Genomic DNA, 25,298 nt, shown 5'->3' with positions numbered 1-25,298 from the left:
CGTTACTGATCCAGGAACGACCGCAGCTTGCGGCTGCGCGACGGATGCTTGAGCTTGCGCAGCGCCTTCGCTTCGATCTGACGGATCCGTTCGCGCGTCACGCTGAACTGCTGACCGACTTCTTCCAGCGTGTGGTCGGTGTTCATGCCGATACCAAAACGCATGCGCAGCACGCGTTCCTCACGCGGGGTCAGGGATGCCAACACGCGGGTCGTGGTTTCCTTCAGGTTTTCCTGAATGGCGGAATCCAGCGGCAGGATCGCGTTCTTGTCTTCGATGAAGTCGCCAAGCTGGCTGTCTTCCTCGTCGCCAATCGGCGTTTCCAAGGAAATCGGCTCTTTGGCGATTTTCATCACCTTGCGCACTTTTTCGAGCGGCATCTGCAGCTTTTCGGCCAGCTCTTCCGGTGTCGGTTCCCGGCCGATTTCGTGCAGCATCTGGCGGCCCGTGCGGACCAGCTTGTTGATCGTCTCGATCATGTGGACCGGAATCCGGATCGTGCGCGCCTGATCCGCGATAGACCGGGTGATCGCCTGACGGATCCACCACGTTGCATAGGTGCTGAACTTATAGCCGCGACGGTATTCGAACTTATCCACGGCCTTCATCAGGCCGATGTTGCCTTCCTGAATAAGATCAAGGAATTGCAGGCCGCGGTTCGTGTACTTTTTCGCGATGGAAATCACGAGGCGCAGGTTCGCCTCGACCATTTCCTTCTTGGCCTGCCGGGCTTCTTTTTCGCCCTTCTGGACTTGGCTCACGATGCGGCGGAATTCGGTGATGTCGACGCCGACGTATTGGCCGACTTGGGCCATATCGCCGCGCAGCTCTTCGATCTTGTCGGTGGACCGTTCAATCAGCGCCTGCCAGCCGCGACCGGCCTTTTCGCCGATCTCTTCCAGCCAGTTCGGATCAAGCTCGCGGCCGCGATACGCGTCGATGAATTCGCGGCGGTTGATCCGGGCTTGGTCGGCCAGTTTCACCATGGCAGAGTCGATCTGCATGATGCGGCGGTTGATGCCGTATAGCTGGTCGATCAGCGCTTCGATACGGTTGTTGTGCAGGTGAAGTGAGTTCACGCGTTCCACGATTTCCGACCGCAGCGACTGGTACAGCGCCTCTTCGTTGGTGGAAAAGCTGCTGTCTTCGTTCAGGGTCGCGGACATCCGCGCGTCCTGCATTTCGGACAGTTTGCCAAAATCGCTGGCGATGATTTCCAGCGTTTCCAGCACGCGCGGCTTCAGCGCGGCCTCCATCGCGGCCAGCGACATGTTGGCCTGCTCGTCGTCATCCTCGTCGTCGTCTTTGGCAATCGGGTTGCCGTCGGCGTCAAGGTCAGAGCCGCTATCGCTATCTTTGGACGGCGCGTCGGCCCCCGGGGTGACGACGGGCACTTCGCTGTCGTCGTCGCCCAGCTGGTTGCCGAATGTGGTTTCAAGGTCGATGACGTCGCGCAGCAAAATGTCTTCGGTCAGAAGTTCGTCGCGCCAGATCGTGATCGCCTGAAAGGTCAGCGGGCTTTCGCAAAGCCCAAGGATCATCGTGTTGCGGCCAGCCTCGATACGCTTGGCGATGGCGATCTCGCCCTCGCGCGATAGCAATTCGACGCTACCCATTTCGCGCAGATACATGCGGACGGGATCGTCCGTGCGGTCCAGCTTTTCAGCTTCAGCGCCGCCAAGGGTGACGTCGCGGCCACCTTGGATCGTGGCGATGTCAGTCGGGCCAGCGGGCTCTTCGCTTTCCTCGGACTCTTCTTCTTCGGTGACCTGAATGCCCATTTCGGACAGCATCGACATGACGTCTTCGATCTGGTCAGAGCTGACTTGCTCGGGCGGCAGGACGGCGTTCAACTGGTCATAAGTGATATAGCCACGCTCGCGCGCGTCTTGAATCATCTTTTTGACCGCAGCCTGGCTCATATCAAGGCTGATGTCGCTGTCGGCATCGTCCTTGCGGTCGTCGTTATCTTTGGCGGCCATGTGGCGGGCTCCTCGTGTCGCGGGCGACGATGCGTCAGGGCGAATCATCTGGTCCGGTGATTCGGTTAGATCGAATCAACGCTCTGTGCGTCCGATTCGCAACCGCAATTGGGCTGATTTCCCAGCCCTGTTGCACCATATCCAAAGCAGTATCCACCCCGGCGGACCGCTAATGATACTACTTAGGGTCGCCGCCGGGTTTTGCAATCGTCAGGCTTTCCCAAAGCGCGCGGGAAATTTTCAGCTGTTCGCTGTCCAATGTGGCCCCGTTTTCGGCGACGACCATCTCGGCGCTGCTGCCGCTGGCGATGACGTCAGAGTTATCCAGCGCCTCTTTCGCCTGCCGGATACGCCAAGTCAGGCTCTCGTCTGCGGCGTCGATGGCATAGCGCGCCTCTTCTTCTTCGCGGGGCATGGCGCGGCTGGCGGCGAGTTTGGCAAAGCTTTCGGTCAGGCAGCTTGCCGCAAACGTTGTGTCACCCGGCTTGCACAGGCCCGATGTGATCTGCACCATCCGGTTGCCGACAAGGCTGGCGACGACGTCATGGCCCAGCTCTTGTTCCAGCGCTGCGCGCAGATCGGCCCCGTCGGGGGCACGCAGAATCGCATTGCGCATCTGCACATGGTTCGGATCGCTGCAATCCATCAGCTCTAGCGCGGCGATGAACTTGGGCAGCACCGCAGGCGTCGCGATCAGCGTGGCCAGAACGACAGCTTCGCGCATATGGCTTTGATCGCCGATCCCCGCCCCAAGGGCAGAGCTGCGGTTGCTGGCCACAGGGGCGCGGTCACGCTCCCACGGTTGTTGCTTGGGGTTCCACGCGGCCGATTTGCGCGGCGTGAACGCCTTGCCGCCCTGCTGGGGTTTGCGCGTGCGGAACAGGTCCCAGCGCATTTCCTTGATCGCCTCGCCATAATGGCTGCGGATAGACGGATCGACGATCTGCTTAATCTTTTCGCGCAGGGTTTTATCCAGCGCCGCCTTGCGTTCGGGGCTGTCGAAAACCTTGCCTTCGGTCTCTCGCTGCCACAGCAGCTGCACCATGGGGATCGCGGCGTCGATGATGTCCTGCATCGCCTGCTTGCCCTGCTGTTTCAGCACATCATCCGGGTCCATCCCGGCGGGCATCATGGCAAAGCGCAGGGATTGCCCCGCGACCAGCAGCGGCAGCGCCAGATCAATCGTGCGCATCGCGGCGCGCAGGCCAGCGGTATCGCCGTCCAGCGCGATGATGGGTTCGGGCGCAATGCGCCACAGCATGTGCAGGTGATGTTCCGTGACAGCGGTGCCAAGGGGGGCAACGGCGGCCTCGAACCCGGCCTCTGCCAGCGCGATGACGTCCATGTACCCTTCGGACACGATCAGCGGCTGCCCCTTGCCCGCAGCGGTGCGGGCCTTTTGCACGTTGTACAGCGTGCGGGATTTGTCGAAAAGTTCGGTTTCCGGAGAGTTGTAGTATTTCGCCTTGGCATTGGGGTCCATCGCCCGCCCGCCAAAGGCAATTGCCCGCCCCCGCGCGTCGCGGATCGGGAACATGATGCGGCCGCGAAAGCGGTCATAAGGCGCGCCGCCCCGGTCGCTTTTGGCGGCAAGGCCAGCGGCGATTATTTGATCGACAGGCACGCCCTTGGCCGTCAGCGCCGCCAACACGCCGCCATTGTCAGGGGCAAAACCGATATCCCACCGCGCCAGCGCGTCCTTGTTCAGGCCGCGCCGTTCCAGATAGGCGCGCGCGTCAGTCGCGTTCGAGGTGTTCAGGTTCAGGCGGAAATGCTGCACCGCCTGTTCCATCACGTCAGCCAGTTCGCTGCGCGTGTCGGCCTTTTCCTGCGCGCGCGGGTCGCGTTCGGGCATCGGCAACCCGGCTTCGTCCGCAAGGATTTTGACGGCTTCCATGAAGTCGACGTTTTCGGTTTCGCGCACGAAAGAGATGGCGTCGCCTTTGGCGTGACAGCCGAAGCAGTAGTAGAATCCCTTGCGGTCATCGACGTGAAAGCTGGCGGATTTTTCCTGATGGAACGGGCACGGCGCCCACATGTCGCCTTTGCCCTGATTGGACTTTTTGTTGTCCCACATGACTTTGCGCCCGACGACCTGTGTCAGCGACAGGCGGGTGCGCAATTCGTCAAGGAAACCGGGGGGCAAGGACATGGCGCATTTATCGCGCTAGGGCGCGGCAGAGTCGAGGGGGTCCGCGATCACTTTGACAGGTGAGAGGGGGCCCTGCCCCCGCCGCTGGCGCGGCCCCCCGAGGTATTTCTAACCAGAAGAAGGGGGAACCGCACTGCGTTCAAGCGCGGGGTAGCGCAGGCCAAGGGTGATGCCGCGAAAGACAAAAGAGGCTAGCAAGCCAAGCCAGAGGCCGTGATTACCGAAAGCCGTCATCAGCGGGATGACGCTCGCGAAGTAGAGGATGGCCGAGATCACCATCATATTGCGCATGTCGGTGGTGCGGGTCGCGCCGATAAAGATGCCATCCAACATCCATGCGGCGACCCCGATCAGCGGGGCCGCGACCATATAAGGTAGGTAGTGGCGTGCGGCGATTTGCACGTCCGGGGCGGTGGTCATGGTGTCGATGACGATGCCGCCTGCCAGCGCAAAGGCCAGCGCCATCGCGGCGCAGATGCCCGCGGCCCAGCCAGAGGTGAGCACCGACGCGCGGCGCAGGGCCTGCCGATTGCGGCGGCCAAGGGCTTGCCCCACGAGGGATTCGGCGGCGATGGCAAAGCCGTCGAGGGCATAGGCGGTGACGTGCAGGAATTGCAGCAGGATTTGGTTGGCGGCGAGCTGGACGTCCCCGAAGTCCGCCCCCCAGAACAGAAAGCTGACAAAGATCGCTTGCAGCAGCACGGACCGGATCATGATGTCGCCGTTGACGATGCTCATCCGGACCAGCTTGGCGCGGTCAAACACGCGCGGCCAGTCGCGCCATGCGGGCACACGGAACGCGGCGCGGCACAGCCACAGGCCCAGCGCAAAGCCGCCCCATTCGGCGATGAAGGTCGCCCATGCGACGCCCGGCACGCCCCAGTCCAGATGCAGCACGAACAGCAGATCGAGGGCGATGTTGGCCCCGTTCATGAGCACCTGAATCGCGAGCACCGCGCCGGTGCGTTCCTGCGCGATCAGCCAGCCGGTGATGCCATAAAGCGCGATGGCAGCCGGGGCAGACCAGACGCGGATGCCCATGTATTGCCGCGCGAGGCTTTCAACCTCGGCGCTGGCGGGTGAAATCGCGAAGGCCCCGGCGAAAAGCAGCGATTGCGCGGCGATGATGACGGCGCCTGCGGCAAGGCCGATCATTAAGGCGCGGGACAGCAGGGCTGCGACCTCTGGCGTGTCATCGGCGCCGACGGCCTGCGCGGTCAGGCCCGATGTGCCCATGCGCAAAAAGCCGAAGACCCAGTAGATGGCCGTCAGAATGATCGCGCCAATGCCGACTGCGCCAATCGGGGCCGCCTGCCCCAGCTGGCCGACAACGCCGGTATCGACGACGCCAAGGATCGGAACGGTGGCGTTTGAGATCACCACCGGCAAGGCGATTTGCAGCACACGCCGGTGGGTCAGGGTCACGTTATTCGCCTTTTTCGCCGCGCAATGGCATCAGGAAATGCCCCGTTGCCTGCGCAAATAGGCGCGAGCGGTTGTCCTGCCATGCCTCGACATGGACAGAGGCATAGCGCCGCCCGCTGCGGTTGACCCGCGCGCGCGCATAGGCGTCGCGCGGCAGGCCAGAGCGCAGGTAGTCCACGTTAAAGTCGATGGTTTTGGGCAGGCGGCGGGGGACGGGTTCGGCGCCGGCCTCCATGTCTTCCCAGATTCCCGTCCATGACAGTTCTATGATGGCCGCGACCTCTAGGAAGGCTGCGGTGACGCCGCCGTGCAAGGCGGGGATCATCGGGTTGCCGATCAGCTTGTCCGCGTAGGGCAGCACGGCTGTCAGCTCGTCCCCGTGGCGTTCGAATTGGATACCAAGGAACTGGATATAGGGCACGCCCTGCACCAGACTTTGCAGCATCGCATCGCGGCGCTGTTTGACGACTTGCACCGGTTCTGGCCGGGCGCGTTTGGGGGGGACGCTCATTTGCCGGACCTTTCCACGGTAAAGGCGCCTGTGGCGCAGGCCACCGGGCGGTCCGTGTCGTCATCCAGCGCCACAGCGCGCACAAAGGCGACTGATCGCGTGACGTGGTAACAGGTGGCGCGGGCGGTAATTTTCTGACCCGGCGTTGCGGGACGCATATAGTCGATGCGCAGATCGATCGTCGCCGTGCCCATGCCTGCCGCCGGATGCAGCATGACCGCCGCGCCGCAGCAGGTATCCATCAAGGCCGACACAGCGCCGCCATGGATCACTCCGGTTTCGGGATCGCCCACCAGACGTGCATCATAGGGCATGGTGATCACGGCCTCGCCGTCGCCGACATCCGTCAGCGACATCGACAGGGCGCCCGCATGGGGGATCATCGCGATAAACTGCGCTGCAATCTTTTTGCGGGGATCCTTGATTGTCTGATCGGGGGGCGGCGCGGGTGCGTCGGGCATAATACTCGCCTCTTTAAGTTTGCGACAACTTGGCACTTGCGTGGCAGCGCGCAACCCTTATGTTCTGTTTTGAGAATAATTCGCAACTGGATAGTTAGCATGAGCGCGACAACGACCAACGCCCCATCCGCACCGCGGTTTGGTATGTTCCGCCCGCGCCGGGCGGCGGTGGCGCTGATCTTGCTGGCGCTTGCGCTGGCCCCGGCCCCGCTGGGACCGCTGACACGCGGGCTGATGACCGATGCCTTTACGCAGGTTGCGGGCTTTGTCGCGGCCACGTTGATCCTGTTTTACGGGGCCGAGCGTCTGTTTCGCTTTAACATCGGCCGGTCCTTGCAGAACGCAAAGGGCTGGCAAGTGCCGCTGGCGGCGCTGCTAGGATCAACGCCGGGTTGCGGCGGCGCGGTGGTCGTGGTGGCGGCCTACAGCTCTGGTCACGTCGGATTTGGCGCCGTGGTGGCGACGCTGACGGCCACGATGGGTGACGCTGCGTTCCTTCTGATCGCGACCCGGCCTGACGCGGCGCTGGTGGTGCTGCCGCTGTCCTTTGTGGTTGGAATCATCTCTGGCTGGGTGGTGGACGCCCTGCCCGGCCCGGCACGTCAGCCGCGCAACGTCGGGTCTGGCGCGCTGGCCCCGCTGATTGGCCGCACCCGCGCAAAGGACGTGATGTTTGCCGCCTTTGCCCTGCCCGGCCTGATTATCGGTGTCACACAGCTTAGCGGCGCTGACGTGGGCGCAATCTTTGGCCCGATCATGCCGATTGTTGGCCTTGGCGGCACGGCAGCGGGCCTGTTCATCTGGTCCACCTCAAAGCTACACGCCATGACCAATGACGCTGACAGCCCCATCACCCGCATGGCAGAGGAAACATCCTTTATCGCGGTGTGGGTTATCGGGGCCTATCTTGCCTATGATTATATCGTGGCCTTCAGCGGCTTTGACCTAGAGGCGATGTTCAACTCTGTCGCGCCGCTTTTGCCATTGATGGGCGTGCTGGTCGGCCTGATCCCCGGCTGCGGGCCGCAGGTGCTGGTGACAACGCTGTATGTCGGCGGGTTGATCCCATTCGCGTCGCTGATGGGCAATGCGATTTCCAATGACGGCGACGCGCTGTTCCCGGCGATCGCGCTAGACCCCGGCGCTGCGGTGCGCGCGACGGTCTATTCGACGATCCCCGCGGTTATCGTCGCCTATGGTTTCTATTTCTTTGCGCCCGGTTTCATGAACTGACTGTTTGCCCCTGCGCCGCCGCGGCGCTAGGTTATCGGCAAGAGGAGACGCGCAATGCCCACGAGCCGTTTGTCATTCAAAGAAATGTGCGCCCGTTACGACGTGACGCCGCGCACACTGCGATACTATGAATACATCGAGCTTTTGTCGCCCGACCGCGAAGGGCGCGCCCGATTCTATAACGGCCGCGATCAGGCGCGGATGACGCTGATCATGCGCGGCCGCCGCTTTGGCTTTGCGCTGGAAGACATCCGCCAGTGGCTGCTGATCTACGAAAAAGAAGGCACGGCGGCCCAGATGCAAGCTTGGGTCGAACTGGCGGACCGCCAGATGAAAGAACTTGCCGAACAGCGCCGCCAGCTGGACGAGACGATGGGCGAATTGCAGCGCCTACGTGACGAGACCGCAGCCTCGCTGGGCTAAGCCGCGCTTATAAAATTGCGCGTGACCTTGGGTAAACTTATCTGACCTTTCGTCACGCAATTTCTGACGCCACGTCATGTTTACGTTAACGTCAACATTCATTGTAGAAGTATGCTTAAGCGTTGATCTGACGGTTTGACCCGCCAGAGCGAGAGAGTTTTTGACATGCCGACCGAGACCCTAAATATCCGCGAAATGTGTGACGCCTTTGACGTCACGCCCCGCACCTTGCGCTTTTACGAGGCGAAGGAACTGCTGTTCCCGCAACGCGAAGGCCAACGCCGCCTGTTCACCCGGTCCGACCGGGCCCGGCTGAAACTGATCCTGCGCGGCAAGCGCTTTGGCTTCAGCCTTGAAGAAATTCGTCAACTTTTGGACCTATACCAAATGGATGACGGCCAACTGACGCAGCTTAGCCAATCCTACGCCTTGGCTGAAAAGCATCTGGCCGAAATGGAAGCGCAAAAAGCCGAGCTGGATGAAGCCATCGCAGAGCTGAAGACCCAAATGGAATGGGGCGCAGCCAAGTTAAAAGAGATTTCCGGCCAAAAGCACAACGCAGCTTAAGCCGCACACCGCCTTAAGGGAGAGAGACCTATGCCTAGCTATACCGCACCGCTCAAGGATTATCAGTTCGTCCTGCACGATCTGCTGAAAGTGTCCGAACAGGACGTCCCCGGTTACGCTGATCTGGACCGCGACTTTACGGGCGCCGTTCTGGAAGAAGCCGGCAAGATCTCCTCTGATGTATTGTCGCCGCTGAACGTGGTGGGCGACACGATGGGCTGCGTGCTGGAAAACGGCGTCGTACGCACGCCAACCGGCTTTAAAGCAGCCTTTGATCAAGTCCGCGAAGGCGGCTGGACCGGCATGGACGTGCCGGAACAGTACGGCGGCCAAGGCCTGCCCTACATCATGCACACCGCCGCGCAGGAACCGATGGTCAGCGCCAACATGGCGTTTAACATGTATCAGGGCCTGACCCACGGCGCGCTGTCCGCAATCCTTGCCCATGGCAGCGACGCGCAAAAGGACATGTACGCCCCCAAGCTGGCGTCCTGCGAATGGACCGGCACCATGAACCTGACGGAACCGCATTGCGGCACCGATCTGGGCCTGATGCGCACCAAAGCCGTCCCGCAGGATGATGGCAGCTTTAAAGTTTCCGGTCAGAAGATCTTTATCTCTGCTGGCGATCACGACATGGCTGAAAACATCATCCACCTTGTGCTGGCGAAAATCCCCGGCGGCCCCGATGGCATCAAGGGCGTATCCCTGTTCATCGTGCCTAAGATCATCGTGAACGAAGACGGCTCCTTGGGTGATCGCAACGGCGTCAGCGTCGGCAAGATCGAAGAGAAAATGGGCATCCACGGCAACTCGACCTGCGTCATGAACTATGACGAAGCCAAGGGTTACCTGATCGGTGAAGAGCATAAGGGCATGCGCGCCATGTTCGTCATGATGAACGAAGCGCGTCTGGGCGTTGGCCTGCAAGGCTATGCCCAGTCCGAAGTCGCCTATCAGAACGCCGTGGCCTACGCCAAGGACCGCCTGCAAGGCCGCGCCGTGACCGGCGTGCAAAACCCCGACGGCCCCGCCGATCCGCTGATCGTGCACCCCGACATCCGCCGCAACCTGATGGACCAGAAGTCCTTTAACGAAGGCGCGCGCGCGTTCACCTTCTGGGGTGCCTCCTTGCTCGACCGTGCGCACCAGAATAGCGACAAAGATGCAGAGGGCCTTGTGTCCCTGATGACGCCGGTCATCAAGGGCTTCCTGACCGACAAGGGCTTTGAATACGCCGTCGCCGCGCAGCAGGTTTACGGCGGCCACGGCTATATCGAAGAATGGGGCATGTCCCAATTCGCCCGCGACGCCCGCATCGCCATGATCTACGAGGGCGCAAACGGCGTGCAAGCGCTGGACCTCGTGGGCCGCAAGCTCGCCATCGACGGCGGCAAGCACCTGATGGGCTTCTTTGAGATGGTGAAATCCTTCATCAAGGAAAACGAAGGCAATGAGGCGTTGAAGAAAGACTTCCTCGACCCGCTCAAAGCGGCCAGCAAAGACATGCAAGCCGCCGCAATGTACTTCATGGGTTCGATGAAAAACCCGAACAACGCATTGTCGGGGTCGTATGACTTCATGCACCTGATGGGCCACGTCTGCCTTGGCTACATGTGGGCCCACATGGGCAAGGCCGCGATGGAAGCACTGGACGGCGGCGCAAGCGACACCGACTTCTTGAACACCAAAATCGCGACCGGCCGCTACTACATGGCGCGCCAACTGCCCAGCACCGCGCTGCACTTGGCACGCATCAATACAGGGGCCGATACGGTCATGGCACTGGAGGCTGCAAACTTTTGAGGCTAGCGGCGGGGGCAACCCCGCCCTACCCTGCCGCCAAAGGAGAACCGCCCCATGCCCAAACGCCTACGCCTCACCCGCCGCTTTCCCGTCGCCATGACCGAGGACGGCTACCGCCGCCTGAAGAAATTCGCACGAGAGGCCGGTCTGGACGAAGGCGAAGCGCTATCGTTCTTGTTCGAAAACTTCGACAGTATTCTGAACGAGGATACGTTTGGGCATAGACTGCGGATTTTCAATTCGGAGCTGGAGGCGCGTAAGAAATAGCGGAGGCGAGGTTTGAAAGCACCGACCCTCCGGGGGGAGTATTTCGGGCAAGATGATACGGCGACCACCTTGCCCGGATGCGTTTACTCGTTCTCAGAGCGGCATCACCTTGCGCGGTCATCGGCTCTCCAGCCTGTACCGTAAAGTGATAAAAACAGAACAACGTTAACATAGGGTTGCGATGGTTCGGTATCATCTTGCCCTAAGTACTCAAATCGCAACCGCCCCACCGGGCGCTGCACATCACGGGAGGCACCACATGACGATTAAGCTGCATTGCTTTGGCGAAAGCGGGAACGCCTATAAGGCTGCGCTGACCATGACCCTTGCGGACGTTGAGTGGGAGCCGGTGTTTGTCGATTTCTTCAACGGTGCCAGCCGAACCCCTGAGTTTCGCAAGTTGAATATCATGGGCGAAGTTCCTGTGATGGTGGACGGCGATTTGGTGATCAGCCAGTCGGCGGTTATTCAGGATTATATCACGTCCAAGACATCCAAGCTGGGCGGCAAAAGTGCCGATCAGCGCCGCGAGGTTTTGCGCTGGATGTTCTTTGACAACCACAAGGTCAGCGGCGTGGCCGGCACCCTACGGTTCAACATGAATTATCTGCCAGAGGCGAAGCGCAGCAAAGAGGTGAACGACTTTTTGTTGATGCGTCTGAAGTCCGCGCTGAAAATCATGGACGCGCATTTGGCGGGCCGTGAATGGCTCGCGACAGAAGAGCTGACCATCGCGGACATCGCCTGCTGCGGCTACCTTTTTTATACGGAACCCTTTGGATTTGACCGCAAAGAATTCCCCAATATCGACGCTTGGCTCGACCGCATCGCGGCGACGCCGGGCTGGAAACACCCATACGATCTGATGCAGCGCAGCCTTCCGGCAGCCTGAAGAAAGGACCTATCATGACCGAAGCCTATATCTACGACGCCGTGCGGACCCCTCGCGGTAAAGGCCGCGCTGACGGCAGCCTGCACGAAGTTACCTCTGCACGCCTGTCCGCTGGGGTGTTGAATGCGCTGAAAGAGCGTAACAATCTGGAAGGTCACGCCGTCGAGGACGTGATCTGGGGCAATGTCACCCAAGTCGGCGAGCAAGGCGGTTGCCTTGCCCGGACCGCCGTTCTGGCGTCCGATCTGGATCAATCCATTCCCGGTCTTGCGATCAACCGTTTTTGCGCATCCGGCATGGAGGCTGTGAACCTTGCGGCCAACCAAATCCGCGGCGGGGCCGGTCAGGCTTATATCGCTGGCGGGGTCGAGATGATGGGCCGCGTTGCCATGGGCAGCGACGGCGCGGCGATTGCGGTTGATCCTTCAATCGCGATGGACACCTATTTCGTCCCGCAGGGCATCAGCGCCGATATCATCGCCACCGAATACGGCTTTAGCCGCGAAGATGCCGATACGCTGGCCGTTGAATCGCAAAGGCGTGCCAAGGCCGCTTGGGATGACAAGCGCTTTGCCAAGTCGATCATCACGGTGCGCGATCAGAACGGCCTTTCGATCCTTGATCACGACGAATACATGCGACCCGGCACGGACATGCAGTCGCTGGGCGGGCTCAAGCCTGCGTTCAAAGACATGGGCGAAACCATGCCCGGCTTTGATAAGGTCGCGCTGATGAAGTACCCGCACCTTGAGCGGATCAACCACATCCACCACGCGGGCAATTCGTCCGGCATCGTGGACGGCTCTGCCGGTATCCTCGTCGGGTCCAAGGAATGGGGCGAGGCGATGGGCCTGAAACCCCGCGCCGTGATCCGCGCCACGGCCAAGATCGGCACCGATCCTACGATCATGCTGACCGGTCCTGTGCCTGTGACGGAAAAGATCCTTGCTGACAGCGGCATGAGCATTTCCGACATCGACCTGTTCGAAGTGAACGAAGCCTTCGCCTCTGTGGTGCTGCGGTTCATGCAGCGGTTCAACGTCGATCCGTCCGTCGTGAACGTGAACGGCGGCTCCATCGCGATGGGTCACCCGCTGGGCGCGACCGGCGCAATGATCATCGGCACCCTGCTGGACGAGCTGGAGCGGACTGGCAAATCCACGGGTCTGGCCACGCTGTGCATCGCATCCGGTATGGGTGCGGCCACGATCATCGAGCGAGTCTGACGCGATGTCGGGTCCGAACGCCGAAGCCATTCTGCAAACCTGGCTGGACGAGGTCATCGTTCAGGTCTTTGCAAATGATTTTGATGGCTGGGCCGACACGATGGGTTGCCCTCTCGTGACGGTCAGCTGCCAAGGGCGTTCGGTGATCGGCACAAGGGACATGCTGCGCGAAAAGTTTGACCAATGGCGCACACTATTCGAGGTCCAGCGGGTCACTGATATGATCCGCGTCGCGCAGCACGCCACCTTTGTCACCGAGGATCAGATCCACGGCGAATATACCACCGAAACGCTTAGTCACGGGCAGCGGATTATTCCCGGCTTCTCCTCGACCATTACGTTGACGCTGCAGGGGCGGCGTTGGCGGGCAACCGAATTGATCAGCGGCATGACGGGATCGCACCGCCATCTGCTTCACGCAAAACCGCAAGGCAACGCGCCGTCCTGACTGGCACTTGCGCTGCAAACTATCTTGAAAGGGACTATCCCATGACCGATTTCACCATGAACACCGACGCCAACGGCGTTGCCGTCATCACCTGGGACACCATCGGCAAGTCGATGAACGTCATGAGCCAGCAAGGCTTTGCCGATCTGGACGCCCTGGTCGATCAGGCGCTGGCGGACGAGGCTGTAAAGGGCATCGTCATCACCTCTGGCAAAGAGGGCTCTTTTGCGGGCGGCATGGACCTGAACATCATCGCCAAGATGCGCGACGACAGCGACGATCCTGCGCAAGGCATCTTTGACGGCGTCATGGCCATGCATGCCGTACTGCGCAAGATCGAGCGTGCGGGCATGGATCCCAAGACCCTGAAAGGCGGCAAGCCCATCGCTGCCGCCCTGCCCGGCACCGCGCTCGGCATCGGTCTGGAAATCCCGCTGGCCTGTCACCGCATCTTTGCCGCCGACAATGCCAAGGCCAAGATCGGCCTGCCGGAAATTATGGTCGGTATTTTCCCCGGCGCGGGCGGCACGACCCGCATTTCGCGCAAGCTGGGCGCGATGGCCGCATCGCCCCTGCTGCTGCAGGGCAAGATGAACGACCCCAAAGGCGCGATGCGCGCTGGGGTGATTGACGAGGTCGTGCCGGCAGACGAACTGCTATCCGCCGCTAAGGCATGGGTATTGCAGGCCAAGGACGCAGACATCGTTAAGCCTTGGGACCAGAAGGGCTATAAGATGCCCGGCGGTGCGCCCTATCACCCCGCTGGCTTCATGACCTTCGTCGGTGCCTCTGCCATGGTCAACGGCAACACGATGGGCGTCTATCCCGCCGCCAAGGCGCTGCTGTCCGCCGTCTATGAAGGCGCGATGGTCCCCTTTGACACCGCGCTGAAGATCGAGGCGCGCTGGTTTACCAATGTCCTGCTGAACCCGTCGTCCTCTGCCATGATCCGCAGCCTGTTCATCAACAAAGAGGCGCTTGAAAAAGGCGCAAACCGTCCTGATGTGGCCGATCAAAAGGTCAAACAGATCGGCATCATCGGCGCTGGCATGATGGGCGCGGGCATCGCGCTGGTGTCCGCCATGGCAGGCATCAAGGTCGTGCTGATCGATGCCAAGCAAGAGGCGGCTGACAAGGGCAAATCCTATACCGCGGATTACATGGACAAAGGCATCGCCCGCAAAAAGGCAACTGCCGAGAAGAAAGAGCAGGTCCTGAGCCTGATCAACGCGACCACCGACTACGCCGCGCTGAAAGACTGCGATCTGATCGTGGAAGCGGTGTTCGAGGACATGTCCGTCAAAGCCGAGGTCACCAAAAAGGTGCAGGCCGTCACTGGCCCCGATTGCATCTTTGCCACCAATACATCGACCTTGCCGATCACCGAACTGGCCGCAGCCGCCAATGATGCGGACAAGTTCATCGGCATCCACTTCTTTAGCCCCGTGGACAAGATGAACCTGGTCGAGATCATTCGCGGCAAGGCCACCGGCGATGTCGCCGTAGCCAAGGCGCTGGATTTCGTGCGCCAGATCCGCAAGACACCGATCGTTGTGAACGACGCGCGCTTCTTCTACGCCAACCGCTGCATCATCCCCTACATCAACGAAGGCATCCGCATGGTCGCCGAAGGGGTAGAGCCTGCGCTGATCGAAAACGCAGCGAAACTGGTCGGCATGCCGCTGGGCCCGCTGCAGCTGGTTGACGAAACCAGCATTGATCTGGGCGTCAAGATCGCCAAGGCGACCAAGCTGGCGATGGGCGATGCCTATCCCGACGGCGCTGTGGACGAGGTGTTGTTCGCCATGGCCGATCAGGGCCGGATGGGGCGCAAGTCGGCCTCTGGCTTCTATGCCTACGACGACAAGGGCAAGCGCGCGGGCCTATGGGACCAGCTGGCCGTGCAATATCCCGTTGCGGACGAACAGCCCGACCTGACCACCGTGCAGCACCGTCTGCTGTTCGCGCAGGTGCTGGAAGCCGTGCGCGCCCTGGAAGACGGCGTGCTGACCGACATTCGCGAAGGCGACGTCGGCGCGATCCTGGGCTGGGGCTTTGCGCCATGGTCCGGCGGCCCGTTCAGCTGGCTCGACATCATCGGTGCGCCTTATGCGGCGGACCAATGCGACCAGTTGACGGAAAAGTTCGGCGACCGCTTTGCCTGCCCCGCGCTGCTGCGCGAAATGGCAGACAAAGGTCAGAGCTTTTACGAGCGGTTTGGGCCGAAGGCTGACAAGGCCGCATAAATTGCGGTTGCGGGCGCAGGTTGCGCCCGCGCTGGCGGGGGGCTTTGCCCCCCTCTTGGCCAGACGGCCAATTCACCCCCAAAGGTATTTGGGACCAGAAGAATGGAAGGACCGTGCCTTGGGGTGCGGTCCTTTTTTATATTGGCGGGTCGAAGTGGTAGTTTGACCTTGCGATATCGGCGGCGCAAAGGCGGGCGATAAGGGCGGCATCGGCGTCCGCATAATAGGGCCGCCAGTCCTTTGCGCGCTGTGATGTGTTGGCGATGGGCAGATCGAAGCGAAAGCCGAGGTGGGCGAAGATGGGGTCGAGATCAGTTTTCGCCTGTTCCAGACGAATGAAATCCGTGCCGCGCATCACACCTGCCGCATCCGTGACATAGGACGCATAGGGCTGGGCCAGTAGGCTTGCGACGGTATGAGGGTGGTTCAGGAAGGCGCTGAAACCATGAGACCGTGCAAGCGTGACGGCGCGGTGGGCGAAGGTTTGCGCCTGTAGCCAGTGATAGTAGCTGACCATCCGGTCCCACGGATTACGCACCAGCGTAAAGATGCGCCAACCCGTCATGTCGCAAATACCCTCCGCATCGCGCAAGCGGCTATGTTTCCACAGCAGCCCCGGCGCGGTCAGGCCCTGCAGGCGCGCTTTGCGGCGCTTGGCTTTGGGTGTGTTGCCGATCAGGATGTCGTCCTTCATCGCCCGCGCTTCCAGCGCGAGAGCCATGGCGGTACCGCCGGTCTTGGGTATGTGGACAAAGGCATAGCGCCGTCCGGACGACAGGATCATCGGTGCGTGCCGCTTGCGTCAGTCATCACGGCCCCCATTGCCAAGTTCAAACCTCTGCCCCACTCTGCCAAGCGAGGGCATCAAGGTGAAGGGGGATCGCACATGGGTTGGATGACGGACGAGACGGGACTGGGCAAAACAGCTGCGAATTTTGTAGCGCTGACGCCGCTGACCCACCTGCGGCGCGCGCGGGATGTTTTTGCGGATCACACCGCGCTGGTCTATGGCAACACCGCGTTGACCTACGCCGAATATGCAGACCGTATCAGTCAGTTGGCCCATGCGCTGACCGGGCTGGGTGTGGCCCCCGGCGATGTCGTATCGACGCTCTTGCCCAACATACCCGCCCAGTCAGAGGCGTCATTTGCCGCCCCTGCCTGCGGGGCGGTCGTGAACACGATCAATACCCGGCTGGACGCCGACACCATCGCCTATATCTTTGACCACAGCGGGGCCAAAGTCGCCCTGATCGACAGCCAGTTCATCGCGCTGGTCGAAACCGCGATCACCCTGATGACCACCCCTGCCCCGATCCTGATCGAGGTCCCCGACGCTGTGGCCGGTATCCCCGCCACCGGGCGGCATCGCCTGTATGAGGACCTTGTCGCCAGCGGCGCGCCAGATTTCGCGTGGATTATGCCGCAGGATGAATGGGAAAGCCTCGCGCTGAACTATACCTCTGGCACCACCGGGCGGCCCAAGGGCGTCGTGTATCACCATCGCGGCGCTTACCTTGCGACGATGGGCAACCAGATTTCGTGGCGCATGCAGCTGTTCCCGGTGATGCTGCAGATCGTGCCGCTTTTTCACTGCAACAACTGGACGCATACATGGATGATGCCGCTGCTGGGTGGCACCGCCGTGTGTTGCCGCGACATCACCGCCGCTGCGATCTATGCGGCGATTGCCGATCACGGCGTCACCCATTTCGGCGGTGCCCCCATCGTGCTGAACCTGATCGTCAACGCGGCTGACGCCGACCGCCGCGCCTTTGATCACACGGTCGAGGTGTTCACCGCTGGCGCGCCGCCTGCGGCCGCCTTGCTGGCCGCTGTGGGCGAGCTGGGGTTCAATATCACGCAGGTTTACGGGCTGACCGAAACCTATGGCCCGGCAACGGAATGCATCTGGAACGCGGCGTGGGACGCGCTGCCGGGGGAAGAGCGGGCAGCCATCAAGGCGCGGCAAGGCGTGCTGATGCCGATGATGGATGACATCTATGTCGTCGATGACGGGATGCAGGGCGTGCCGCGCGACGGGGAAACGCAGGGCGAGATTGTGATGCGCGGCAATGCGGTGATGAAAGGCTATTATCGCAACCCCGCAGCGACGGAAAAAGCCTTTGCCGGCGGCTATTTCCATACCGAAGATTTGGCTGTCCAGCATCCCGGCGGCTATATCCAGATCACCGACCGGGCCAAGGATATCATCATCTCTGGCGGGGAAAATATCTCCTCTGTCGAGGTGGAAAGCGCGCTGATGCACCACCCCGCCGTCAGCCTGTGCGCCGTTGTCGCCCAGCCCGATGACAAATGGGGCGAAGTGCCCTGCGCCTTTATCGAGCTAAAGGCGGGCCGTACGGCCACGGCGGAAGAGCTGATCGCCCATACCCGCGCCCGTCTGGCGGGCTTCAAATGCCCCAAACGCATCGTGTTCTGCGAACTGCCAAAAACATCTACCGGCAAGATCCAGAAGTTCGAATTGCGCAAGCTTGCGGGCCGCACCCCCTAGGCGTGCGCGGCTGCGTGGGTTAGGGTCTGAGTAACTAAAGACAGGCAATATGACCGCACTTTCGCAATACGACAGACTAGAAAGCCTTGGCCTGTGGCGCGCCGCGCGCACCGACCAAAGGCGAGAGGTCATCGTCTCTTTCGGGAACGCCACGCTTGTGGTGTCGGACGCGGCCGGGCGGCCCCTGTCGCATTGGTCGCTGCCAGCGATTGTGCAGCTTAATCAAGGCGTTGTCCCCGCCGTTTTTGCCCCCGATGCGGATGCAGCAGAATCGCTGGAAATCGACGATCCGATCATGATCGACGCCATCAACACAGTGCGCGGGCAGATCGTCAAAGCGCAGCCGCGCCGTGGCCGCCTGCGCCAAGGGCTGACCGCAGCCGTGCTGATCGCCGTGACCGTGGCTGCGGCGACTTGGGGGCCTGCTTTGCTGCGCGATCAGGCGGCAGGATCGCTTAGCGATCTGCGGCGAGCGCAGGTTGGGGCAGCGGTTCTGGGGCATCTGCAGGCCAGCACGGGCCCCGCCTGCCGGGGCGCGCAGGGGCGCGCGGCCCTGCAAACGCTGCAAACGCGCCTGTTCGGCATGAACCGCACAGGGCAGGTCATCGTCCTACCCGGCGTCTTGCCTGGACCCGCCAGCCTGCCCGGCAATCTGTCGGTGATCGACCGCGCGACTCTGGTGCGCTACGACGATCCCTTTGTGACCGCCGGCGATATCGTCGCCGCGCGCACACGCGATGACGATCCCGTGCAAGATATTTTGCGCCACGCGGGCCTGCGCGCGACGGTGCACTTGCTGACCTCCGGCGCTTTGCCAGATTCCGCGCTGGCCAGCTATGCGGCCTATCTGCTGGATCAGGGCCAGCCGCCTGTCACCGAACCGCAGCTGATCGCCGCCTTTGGTGCCGCAAAAATCCCCACCGCCCCCTATGCCGAACTGCGCACCGCGCGCGGCCAGAACGGGGCGCGTCTGATGACAGCCAAACCGCTGGGCGGGTCAGAGCCGCAGCCGGTGCTAACGGATGCCGCATGGCTGCAGCTGCAATCCATCTGCGATAGCTAAACGAAAAAGGGCACCGCGGTGATCCGCAGCGCCCTTTTGAAAAGTCCCAGACGTGAAACTTAGCTGCGCAGGTAAGCGTCTGCAAAGCCCATGCCGCGCACCATGCCAAGGGCGCGGTTCAGGTCGGCGGCAGACCGGAACGGACCCGCTGCAATGACCTTAACGCTACCCGACTTGGCAGAAGCGACAGGCAGACCAGCGGCCTGCAGACGTGCAATCAGCCGCGCCGCGTTCGCCGGATCGCCAAAGCTGCCGACCTGCACATAGCGGTGACCGGTTGTCGCAGCGGCTGGCGCTTGGACTGCGGCGCGCGCGACAGAGCGGCTGCTGACACGGGCTTGCGTCTTTGGCAGGCCGCGTTGGTGGTTAATGCGGCCATCGTCCCAGACCTGCGCATAGCCATTGGGCACCGTGACGCGGCTGGCCGGGATGTTAGAGGCAGGTACAGGACCCGCACCAAAGAGCGGCTTTGCGGTCCGCGTAGACACCGTCGCGGTACGCGGCAGCGCAGCGCTGGCCAAGGCGGTTGCGCCGCCCGATGGCGACAAGGCTTGCGGGCCGCAGCGCACAGGATAGCGACCGTCAGAATTGAACCCGTCGATCCCGCAGGCACTGGCGGAAGCAACCGTCGGTGCCGCAACACGCGCCTGCGGCACGCTGGCGACCACGGTGGCGGCGGGCACGTCGCAGACGATGGGTTGGCGGGTCGCGGCATTGATCAGCGTACGGCCAGTTGCCACCTGCTGCGCACAAGCGGCAGCCAGCGTCAGACGCAGCGGTGCGGGGCCAGCGGCCACCAGCGGCGGCTGCATCACAGCAGCCACGCGCGGCGCGCCGCCGCAATCAATCGGCTGACCTGTGCTGGCGCTGATATAGCCGCGCTGAACGCCGCTCTTGCCTTCGCACGCCTCTGCCAGCGTGATGCGGCGCGGCGCGGGAGGACTGACGACGCGGGCCGTGGCGGGCTGAACAGTCGCGGATGGCGTGGCAGCACGGATTGTCGGCGCAGCGGCCGCAGGTGCAGCAGCGGCAATGCGGACGGGTGCACTTGCACGCGGCGTGGCCGCACGGGGCGCAGGCGCAGCAACTGGGGCTGGCGTATTGTTCACCGTGATGATCGGCACATTTGGCAGCGGATCGGGCATCGGTGCCGCAGCAGTGCGCGTCGTGGTCGGCTGAAAGTTGCACAGCTGCTCTCGCGCACGGTTCACGCGCGGCACCCAATTCACACGGCCATCCATGCCAGCGCGTACAAAGGCACAGCCCTTGCTGTCGACATATTGCGTGCCGGTGTAAGAGCTGGGCGGGAATTCGGCCGGAATTGCCACGCCCTGCGCCGCAGCGCCGGTGATACCGACACCCGCCGCCATAGTCGCAGCTAAAGCAATCGCACTGGCAAAACTGGTCGCAGACATAGACACCCCCACAAGATATTGTGGTAAGATCGCAAACAATCCCCAGCAAGTAAAGGCATTATCACCTTGATAATGCCTTAATTCTCGAATCCATGCACAGAATCGGTTGGCTGATCGGAACGCCTACTTGGTGCCGAACATCCGATCGCCCGCGTCGCCAAGTCCGGGCACGATATAGCCCTGCTCGTTCAGGCAGTCATCCACGGCGGCCGTGACGATTGGCACATCGGGATGCGCCTCTTTCATGCGGGCAATCCCCTCTGGCGCAGCTAGCAGGCACAAGAACCGGATATTCGTGGCGCCCGCTTTTTTCAGCAGATCAATCGCCGCGACCGACGAATTGCCCGTCGCCAGCATCGGATCGACGGCGATGACCATGCGATCCTCTAGCGATTGCGGCACCTTGAAGTAATACTGCACCGGCTGCAGCGTTTCTTCGTCCCGGTAAAGCCCGACAAAACCAACGCGGGCGCTGGGGATCAGCTCTAGAATACCGTCCATCAGGCCGTTACCGGCCCGCAGGATCGACACCAGCACCAGCTTTTTGCCGTCCAGCACCGGGGCATCCATCATCTGCATCGGCGTCTCGATCCGCTCGGTCGTCATCGGCAGATTGCGCGTGACCTCGTAGGCCAGCAACTGGCTGATTTCGCGCAGCAATTGGCGAAATCCCGCGGTCGAGGTTTCCTTGCGCCGCATCAAGGTCAGCTTGTGCTGCACCAGTGGATGCTTGACGTGGGTCAGGTGTTCGGTCATGCCGCTGCCTCCAGTTTTTTCAAGATCGCATCGCGGGTTGCCACGTCGCAAAAGGCCGCGTTGGCGGCGATGACATTCATGGCACGAAAATCGGTTTCATCCCAGCCAAAGGTCTTTTGCAGGCCTTCCAGCTCTTCCGTCATGGTCGTGTGAAAGAACGGCGGATCGTCGGTGCTGATCGTGACCTGCACGCCAGCGTCGCGCAGACGCTCAATCGGGTGCGCGTCCCAGCCGGTGACAGCCTGCAACACAACGTTCGAGCCGGGGCAAACCTCTAGCACGATGCCGCGGTCAACCAGTTCCTGCACAAGGGCCGGATCTTCGATTGCTTTGATGCCGTGACCCAGGCGCTCGACGCCCAGCGCCAGCGTCTCGCGGATGCGGTCGGGGCCACCCCATTCGCCCGCATGGGCGGTCAGGCGCAGGCCCGCTTCTTTTGCCAGATCAAAGCTATAGGAAAAATCGCCGGGGCGTCCTTCAAGCTCTGCGCCAGCCATGCCAAAGCCGGTCAGGAAACCGTCTGCTGTTTCCGCCGCGACCCGCGCGGCCTTTTTGCAGGCGTCGGGGCCGTGGTGGCGCACAGCCGTCGCGATGCCGCGCAGCACGATGCCGTCCTCGCGCTCTGCATCCTTGGCGGCCTGCGCAATCGCGGCCAGATAATCGCGCCACGCCACCAGATCGCCGCCGCCGCAGAAATCGGGGCTCAGGAAGCTTTCAGTATAAATCACGCCATGCGACGCGCTTTCCGCCAGCACGGCGCGGGTCAGGCGATAGAATTCTTCCGGGCCGGTCAGAACGGTGCACGCCTCGTCGTAGATCGACAGGAAATGCGCAAAGTCGCGGAACAAATAGCCGCCATCCGCGTCGAAAATCGCGCTCAGGTCGACCTTCTTTTCGGCAGCCAAACCTTTGATGAACTCAGGCGGCGCAGCCCCTTCGTGGTGCAGGTGCAGTTCGACTTTTGGGAGTGTTCGCAGTGTCATAGAAAGGATTTTCCTGGTCCGGTATGTGGAATATTCAAGTGGTCTGCCACGCTGGCGGCCACATCAACGAAAGCAAGTTGCCCAAGGGCCCGCGCGCCGATGCCGTGCACCAGTACAGGCACCTGTTCGCGCGTGTGATCGGTGCCGGGCCAGCTGGGATCGTTGCCGTGATCGGCGGTCACGATCAGCAGATCGCCATCCCGCAGACGCGGCAGCAGATCGCCCAGCGCGCCATCAAACCATTCCAGATGGTCCGCATAGCCCGCAATATCGCGGCGGTGGCCATAAAGGCTGTCAAATTCGACGAAGTTGGCAAAGGTGAACGAGCCGTCTTCGGCCGTGTCGATCAAATCGGACAGATGCCCCATCAGCGCGCGATCTTCGCCTTTGCGGTTCTCGTCGATGCCGCGCATGGAAAAGATGTCGCCGATTTTGCCCACGGCATAAACCTTGCGCCCTGCCGCCTGCGCATTGTCGCACAGCGTCGGGCTGGGCGGCGCGATGGCGTAATCCTTGCGGTTTGCCGTGCGCTTAAAACGGCCCGGCGCGCCAAGGAAAGGCCGTGCAATGACGCGGCCAACCTTCATCGCATGCAGATGCGGGGCCAAGTCTTTGCACAGCTTCAAAAGCCGGTCGAGGCCGAAGCTTTCCTCGTGCGCCGCGATCTGCAACACCGAGTCCGCCGAGGTGTAAACGATCGGCCAGCCGTCCTGCAGATGCGCCGCGCCATGCGCGTCGATGATCGCCGTGCCGCTGGCGTGGCAATTGCCGTGGATGCCGTCCGTGCCCGCAAGCTTGCAGATCAGCGCTGTCAGATCGGCAGGCAGCGCGGGCTGCGTGTCGGGGAAATAGGTCCAATCCCATGGCACCGGCACGCCCGCCAGTTCCCAATGACCGGACGGCGTGTCCTTGCCGGGGCTCACCTCTTGCGCGGCCCCCCAGGCGGCGGTCGGTGCGGCATCAAGGCCCGGCACGTCATCGCCGCTGGCCAAACGCACCGCCGCGCCCAGGCCCAGCGAATCCAGGATCGGCACGGTCAGGGCCTGCGCCTGCGCGATATGCGCCACGGTATTGGCCCCGGTGTCTGGCAAGCTGCCGTTAAAAAATGCGTCCGCGTCTGGCGCGCCGCCAATGCCGACCGAGTCGATCACAACCAGAAAAGCACGTGTCATCTAAGTTATCCTGTCCAGTATCAGCGGCCCCACATGCGGCGCAGCGCCAATGGTAATCGCCGCCTTGACCGCATCGCAGGCCGCCTGCGCGGCATCATCGTTGCGGGCATTCACCACCGCCAGCACATCACCAGCGGCCACGCGTTCGCCAAGATTGCGCACATCGGTCAAACCGACGGCGGGGTCAATGCGGTCGCCCTCTTTTTGCCGCCCGCCGCCCAGTGCGACGACGGCAAGACCCAGTGCTTCGCCATCAATCGCGGCGACATGGCCCGCGGCACTGGCCTTGACCGCCAGCGTGACCGGGGCCTTTGGCAAATGCGTGCGCCAGTCCTGATCCATATCGGGCGGGCCGCCCAATGCGGCGATCATCCGGGCGAACCTATTCAGCGCCGTGCCGTCAGCCAGCGTGCGCTCTAACGCGGCGCGGGCCTTATCCTCTGGCCAGCCCGCAAGGCCCAATGCCTCGCAGCCCAGCGCCAGCGCGAGTGTCACCAGACGCGGCGCGGCTTCCGGTGCGCCGGACAGGATTTCCATGCAAGTCGCAAGCTCTGTCGCATTGCCCAGGCTGGGGGCGAGCGGCTGGTTCATGTCCGACAGAACAGCGACGGTCGGGCACCCTGCCCCGCGCGCGGTTTGCACCAGCGCCTGCGCCAGCGCGCGCGCCTCGGCTTCGGTTTTCATGAAAGCGCCGCTGCCGAATTTGACGTCCAGCACCAAGGCCCCCAGCCCCGCCGCCAGCTTTTTCGACAGGATCGAGGCGGTGATCAGGTCCACGGAATCCACCGTCGCTGTCACATCGCGCACCGCATACAGCCGCTTGTCCGCCGGCGCGATGCGCCCCGTGGCGCTGACAATCGCGCAGCCGACCTCGGCCACGATGGCGCGCAACCGCGCTTCGCTGACGTCGGTGCTGACGCCCGGAACGGCCTCTAGCTTGTCTAGGGTGCCGCCGGTGTGGCCCAGCCCGCGCCCCGAAATCATCGGCACAAAGACCCCGCAGGCCGCCAACATCGGCGCTAGGATCAGTGACACGCAATCGCCCACGCCGCCGGTCGAATGCTTGTCGACAACCGGCCCCGCCAAATCCCACGCCAGCACATCGCCGCTGTCGCGCATCGCCGCCGTCAGGCCAACACGCCCCGCGTCCGACAGCCCGTTCAAACAGACCGCCATGGCAAAGGCCCCAGCCTGCGCGTCAGACACCGCGCCCGTCGCCAACCCCTGCGCAAAAGCCGATAAATCGGCCTGCGGCGGCGTCTGACCCTTGCGCACCTGCGCTATAATCGCCCTAGCATCCATGATCTTAGACCTTGCTCATATAGGCCTGATCGAAGGCCCCGGGCAGCAGCGCGGCGACCGTCGTCTCTTGCGTGACGCCGTCGAGCGTCGTCAGCGTAACAGGCACGTCGCCCCCGCAAAACTCCGCAAGCTTCTGGCGGCACCCGCCGCAGGGGCTGATGGGCTTGGGGCTATCCGCGATAACCGCAACGGCCGCGACATCGCGCGCGCCTGCGGCGCACATGGCTGCAATTGCGCCCGCTTCGGCGCAGGTGCCTTCGGGATAAGCGACGTTCTCGACATTGCAGCCGACGTGGATGCTGCCGTCGGTCATGCGAATGGCAGCCCCCACCAAAAAGCGGGAATAAGGCGCGTGCGCATTCAGGCGTACAGCGGTCGCGGCCGCGATCAGATCGGCGGTTGCGGGGTCAGAATGGGACATGAAAGGAATCTCCGGTATTTGGGATAACAGTG

23 protein-coding genes are annotated in these 25,298 nt (G+C 62.3%); 11 read left to right on the top strand and 12 right to left on the bottom strand.

All coding sequences use genetic code 11. The features are described from left to right. Window positions 1-2: 2 nt before the first annotated feature. The 5 genes from rpoD to BM131_RS10410 all read right to left on the bottom strand — a co-directional run bounded on the left by rpoD (window position 3) and on the right by BM131_RS10410 (window position 6,531). Entirely contained in the window at window positions 3-1,982 is a 1,980-nt protein-coding gene (rpoD, locus tag BM131_RS10430) for an RNA polymerase sigma factor RpoD (protein ID WP_090189199.1), read from the bottom strand. A 178-nt stretch (window positions 1,983-2,160) separates the two neighbouring features. Then, a complete protein-coding gene (gene dnaG, locus BM131_RS10425) occupies window positions 2,161-4,134 on the bottom strand; it encodes a DNA primase (RefSeq protein ID WP_090189197.1) in 1,974 nt (657 codons plus the stop codon). A gap of 108 nt (window positions 4,135-4,242) precedes the next feature. After that, window positions 4,243-5,559 carry an MATE family efflux transporter gene (locus tag BM131_RS10420; RefSeq protein WP_090189195.1) on the bottom strand — a complete coding sequence of 439 codons (1,317 nt, stop codon included), beginning with the start codon at window positions 5,557-5,559 and terminating at the stop codon, window positions 4,243-4,245. Between the two features lies 1 nt (window position 5,560). After that, complete coding sequence (locus BM131_RS10415; RefSeq protein WP_090189192.1) at window positions 5,561-6,070, bottom strand: PaaI family thioesterase; 510 nt, start codon at window positions 6,068-6,070, stop codon at window positions 5,561-5,563. Continuing rightward, the gene (locus tag BM131_RS10410; RefSeq protein ID WP_090189190.1) at window positions 6,067-6,531 is read right to left on the bottom strand and encodes a PaaI family thioesterase; all 465 of its coding nucleotides are present in this window, start codon (window positions 6,529-6,531) and stop codon (window positions 6,067-6,069) included. Before BM131_RS10410 ends, BM131_RS10415 begins: the two co-directional genes overlap by 4 nt. Before the next feature lie 99 nt (window positions 6,532-6,630). Between BM131_RS10410 and BM131_RS10405 the strand changes: the two genes are divergently transcribed. The 9 genes from BM131_RS10405 (at window position 6,631) to BM131_RS10365 (ending at window position 15,639) form a co-directional block, all read left to right on the top strand. After that, entirely contained in the window at window positions 6,631-7,764 is a 1,134-nt protein-coding gene (locus BM131_RS10405; protein ID WP_090189189.1) for a putative manganese transporter, read from the top strand. A gap of 54 nt (window positions 7,765-7,818) precedes the next feature. Beyond that, the gene (locus tag BM131_RS10400; RefSeq protein WP_090189187.1) at window positions 7,819-8,187 is read left to right on the top strand and encodes a MerR family transcriptional regulator; all 369 of its coding nucleotides are present in this window, start codon (window positions 7,819-7,821) and stop codon (window positions 8,185-8,187) included. A 165-nt stretch (window positions 8,188-8,352) separates the two neighbouring features. Beyond that, entirely contained in the window at window positions 8,353-8,754 is a 402-nt protein-coding gene (locus BM131_RS10395) for a MerR family transcriptional regulator (RefSeq protein WP_090189185.1), read from the top strand. A 30-nt stretch (window positions 8,755-8,784) separates the two neighbouring features. Then, window positions 8,785-10,560, top strand: a complete 1,776-nt coding sequence (locus tag BM131_RS10390) for an acyl-CoA dehydrogenase C-terminal domain-containing protein (protein WP_090189183.1) — start codon at window positions 8,785-8,787, stop codon at window positions 10,558-10,560. A gap of 54 nt (window positions 10,561-10,614) precedes the next feature. Then, window positions 10,615-10,827 carry a hypothetical protein gene (locus BM131_RS10385; RefSeq protein WP_090189181.1) on the top strand — a complete coding sequence of 71 codons (213 nt, stop codon included), beginning with the start codon at window positions 10,615-10,617 and terminating at the stop codon, window positions 10,825-10,827. A 259-nt stretch (window positions 10,828-11,086) separates the two neighbouring features. Then, on the top strand, window positions 11,087-11,719 hold the full coding sequence (locus BM131_RS10380) for a glutathione S-transferase family protein (protein ID WP_090189179.1): 633 nt from the start codon (window positions 11,087-11,089) through the stop codon (window positions 11,717-11,719). Window positions 11,720-11,733: 14 nt separating this feature from the next. Further along, on the top strand, window positions 11,734-12,945 hold the full coding sequence (locus tag BM131_RS10375; protein WP_090189177.1) for an acetyl-CoA C-acetyltransferase: 1,212 nt from the start codon (window positions 11,734-11,736) through the stop codon (window positions 12,943-12,945). Between the two features lie 4 nt (window positions 12,946-12,949). Beyond that, window positions 12,950-13,393, top strand: coding sequence for a hypothetical protein (locus BM131_RS10370; protein WP_090189175.1), 444 nt, complete (start codon window positions 12,950-12,952; stop codon window positions 13,391-13,393). Window positions 13,394-13,434: 41 nt separating this feature from the next. Continuing rightward, window positions 13,435-15,639: a 3-hydroxyacyl-CoA dehydrogenase NAD-binding domain-containing protein gene (locus BM131_RS10365; RefSeq protein ID WP_090189173.1), complete on the top strand. Its 2,205-nt coding sequence runs from the start codon at window positions 13,435-13,437 to the stop codon at window positions 15,637-15,639. A gap of 136 nt (window positions 15,640-15,775) precedes the next feature. Here the strand turns inward: BM131_RS10365 and BM131_RS10360 are convergent, their stop codons facing one another. Then, window positions 15,776-16,423 (bottom strand): sulfotransferase family protein, encoded by a 648-nt coding sequence (locus tag BM131_RS10360; protein ID WP_090189171.1) that lies wholly within the window; start codon window positions 16,421-16,423, stop codon window positions 15,776-15,778. A 102-nt stretch (window positions 16,424-16,525) separates the two neighbouring features. Between BM131_RS10360 and BM131_RS10355 the strand changes: the two genes are divergently transcribed. Together BM131_RS10355 and BM131_RS10350 are read left to right on the top strand one after the other, a co-directional pair. Beyond that, complete coding sequence (locus BM131_RS10355; protein ID WP_090189169.1) at window positions 16,526-18,154, top strand: AMP-binding protein; 1,629 nt, start codon at window positions 16,526-16,528, stop codon at window positions 18,152-18,154. A 49-nt stretch (window positions 18,155-18,203) separates the two neighbouring features. Further along, window positions 18,204-19,217, top strand: a complete 1,014-nt coding sequence (locus BM131_RS10350) for a hypothetical protein (RefSeq protein ID WP_090189167.1) — start codon at window positions 18,204-18,206, stop codon at window positions 19,215-19,217. Between the two features lie 59 nt (window positions 19,218-19,276). Here the strand turns inward: BM131_RS10350 and BM131_RS10345 are convergent, their stop codons facing one another. The 6 genes from BM131_RS10345 to BM131_RS10320 all read right to left on the bottom strand — a co-directional run bounded on the left by BM131_RS10345 (window position 19,277) and on the right by BM131_RS10320 (window position 25,266). Continuing rightward, a complete protein-coding gene (locus BM131_RS10345; RefSeq protein WP_139222614.1) occupies window positions 19,277-20,632 on the bottom strand; it encodes an SPOR domain-containing protein in 1,356 nt (451 codons plus the stop codon). Window positions 20,633-20,755: 123 nt separating this feature from the next. Further along, on the bottom strand, window positions 20,756-21,388 hold the full coding sequence (gene upp, locus BM131_RS10340) for a uracil phosphoribosyltransferase (RefSeq protein WP_090189163.1): 633 nt from the start codon (window positions 21,386-21,388) through the stop codon (window positions 20,756-20,758). Beyond that, the gene (locus tag BM131_RS10335) at window positions 21,385-22,371 is read right to left on the bottom strand and encodes an adenosine deaminase (RefSeq protein WP_090189161.1); all 987 of its coding nucleotides are present in this window, start codon (window positions 22,369-22,371) and stop codon (window positions 21,385-21,387) included. The genes upp and BM131_RS10335 overlap by 4 nt, the downstream gene beginning before the upstream one ends. Further along, entirely contained in the window at window positions 22,368-23,543 is a 1,176-nt protein-coding gene (locus tag BM131_RS10330; RefSeq protein WP_090189159.1) for a phosphopentomutase, read from the bottom strand. Before BM131_RS10330 ends, BM131_RS10335 begins: the two co-directional genes overlap by 4 nt. Beyond that, window positions 23,544-24,845 carry a thymidine phosphorylase gene (locus tag BM131_RS10325; protein WP_090189156.1) on the bottom strand — a complete coding sequence of 434 codons (1,302 nt, stop codon included), beginning with the start codon at window positions 24,843-24,845 and terminating at the stop codon, window positions 23,544-23,546. A 4-nt stretch (window positions 24,846-24,849) separates the two neighbouring features. Then, window positions 24,850-25,266, bottom strand: a complete 417-nt coding sequence (locus tag BM131_RS10320) for a cytidine deaminase (RefSeq protein ID WP_090189155.1) — start codon at window positions 25,264-25,266, stop codon at window positions 24,850-24,852. Window positions 25,267-25,298: the final 32 nt, after the last annotated feature.

It is taken from the genome of Loktanella salsilacus (assembly GCF_900114485.1).
Lineage (GTDB): Bacteria > Pseudomonadota > Alphaproteobacteria > Rhodobacterales > Rhodobacteraceae > Loktanella > Loktanella salsilacus.
This window is presented reverse-complemented; position numbering and strand designations above follow the sequence as displayed.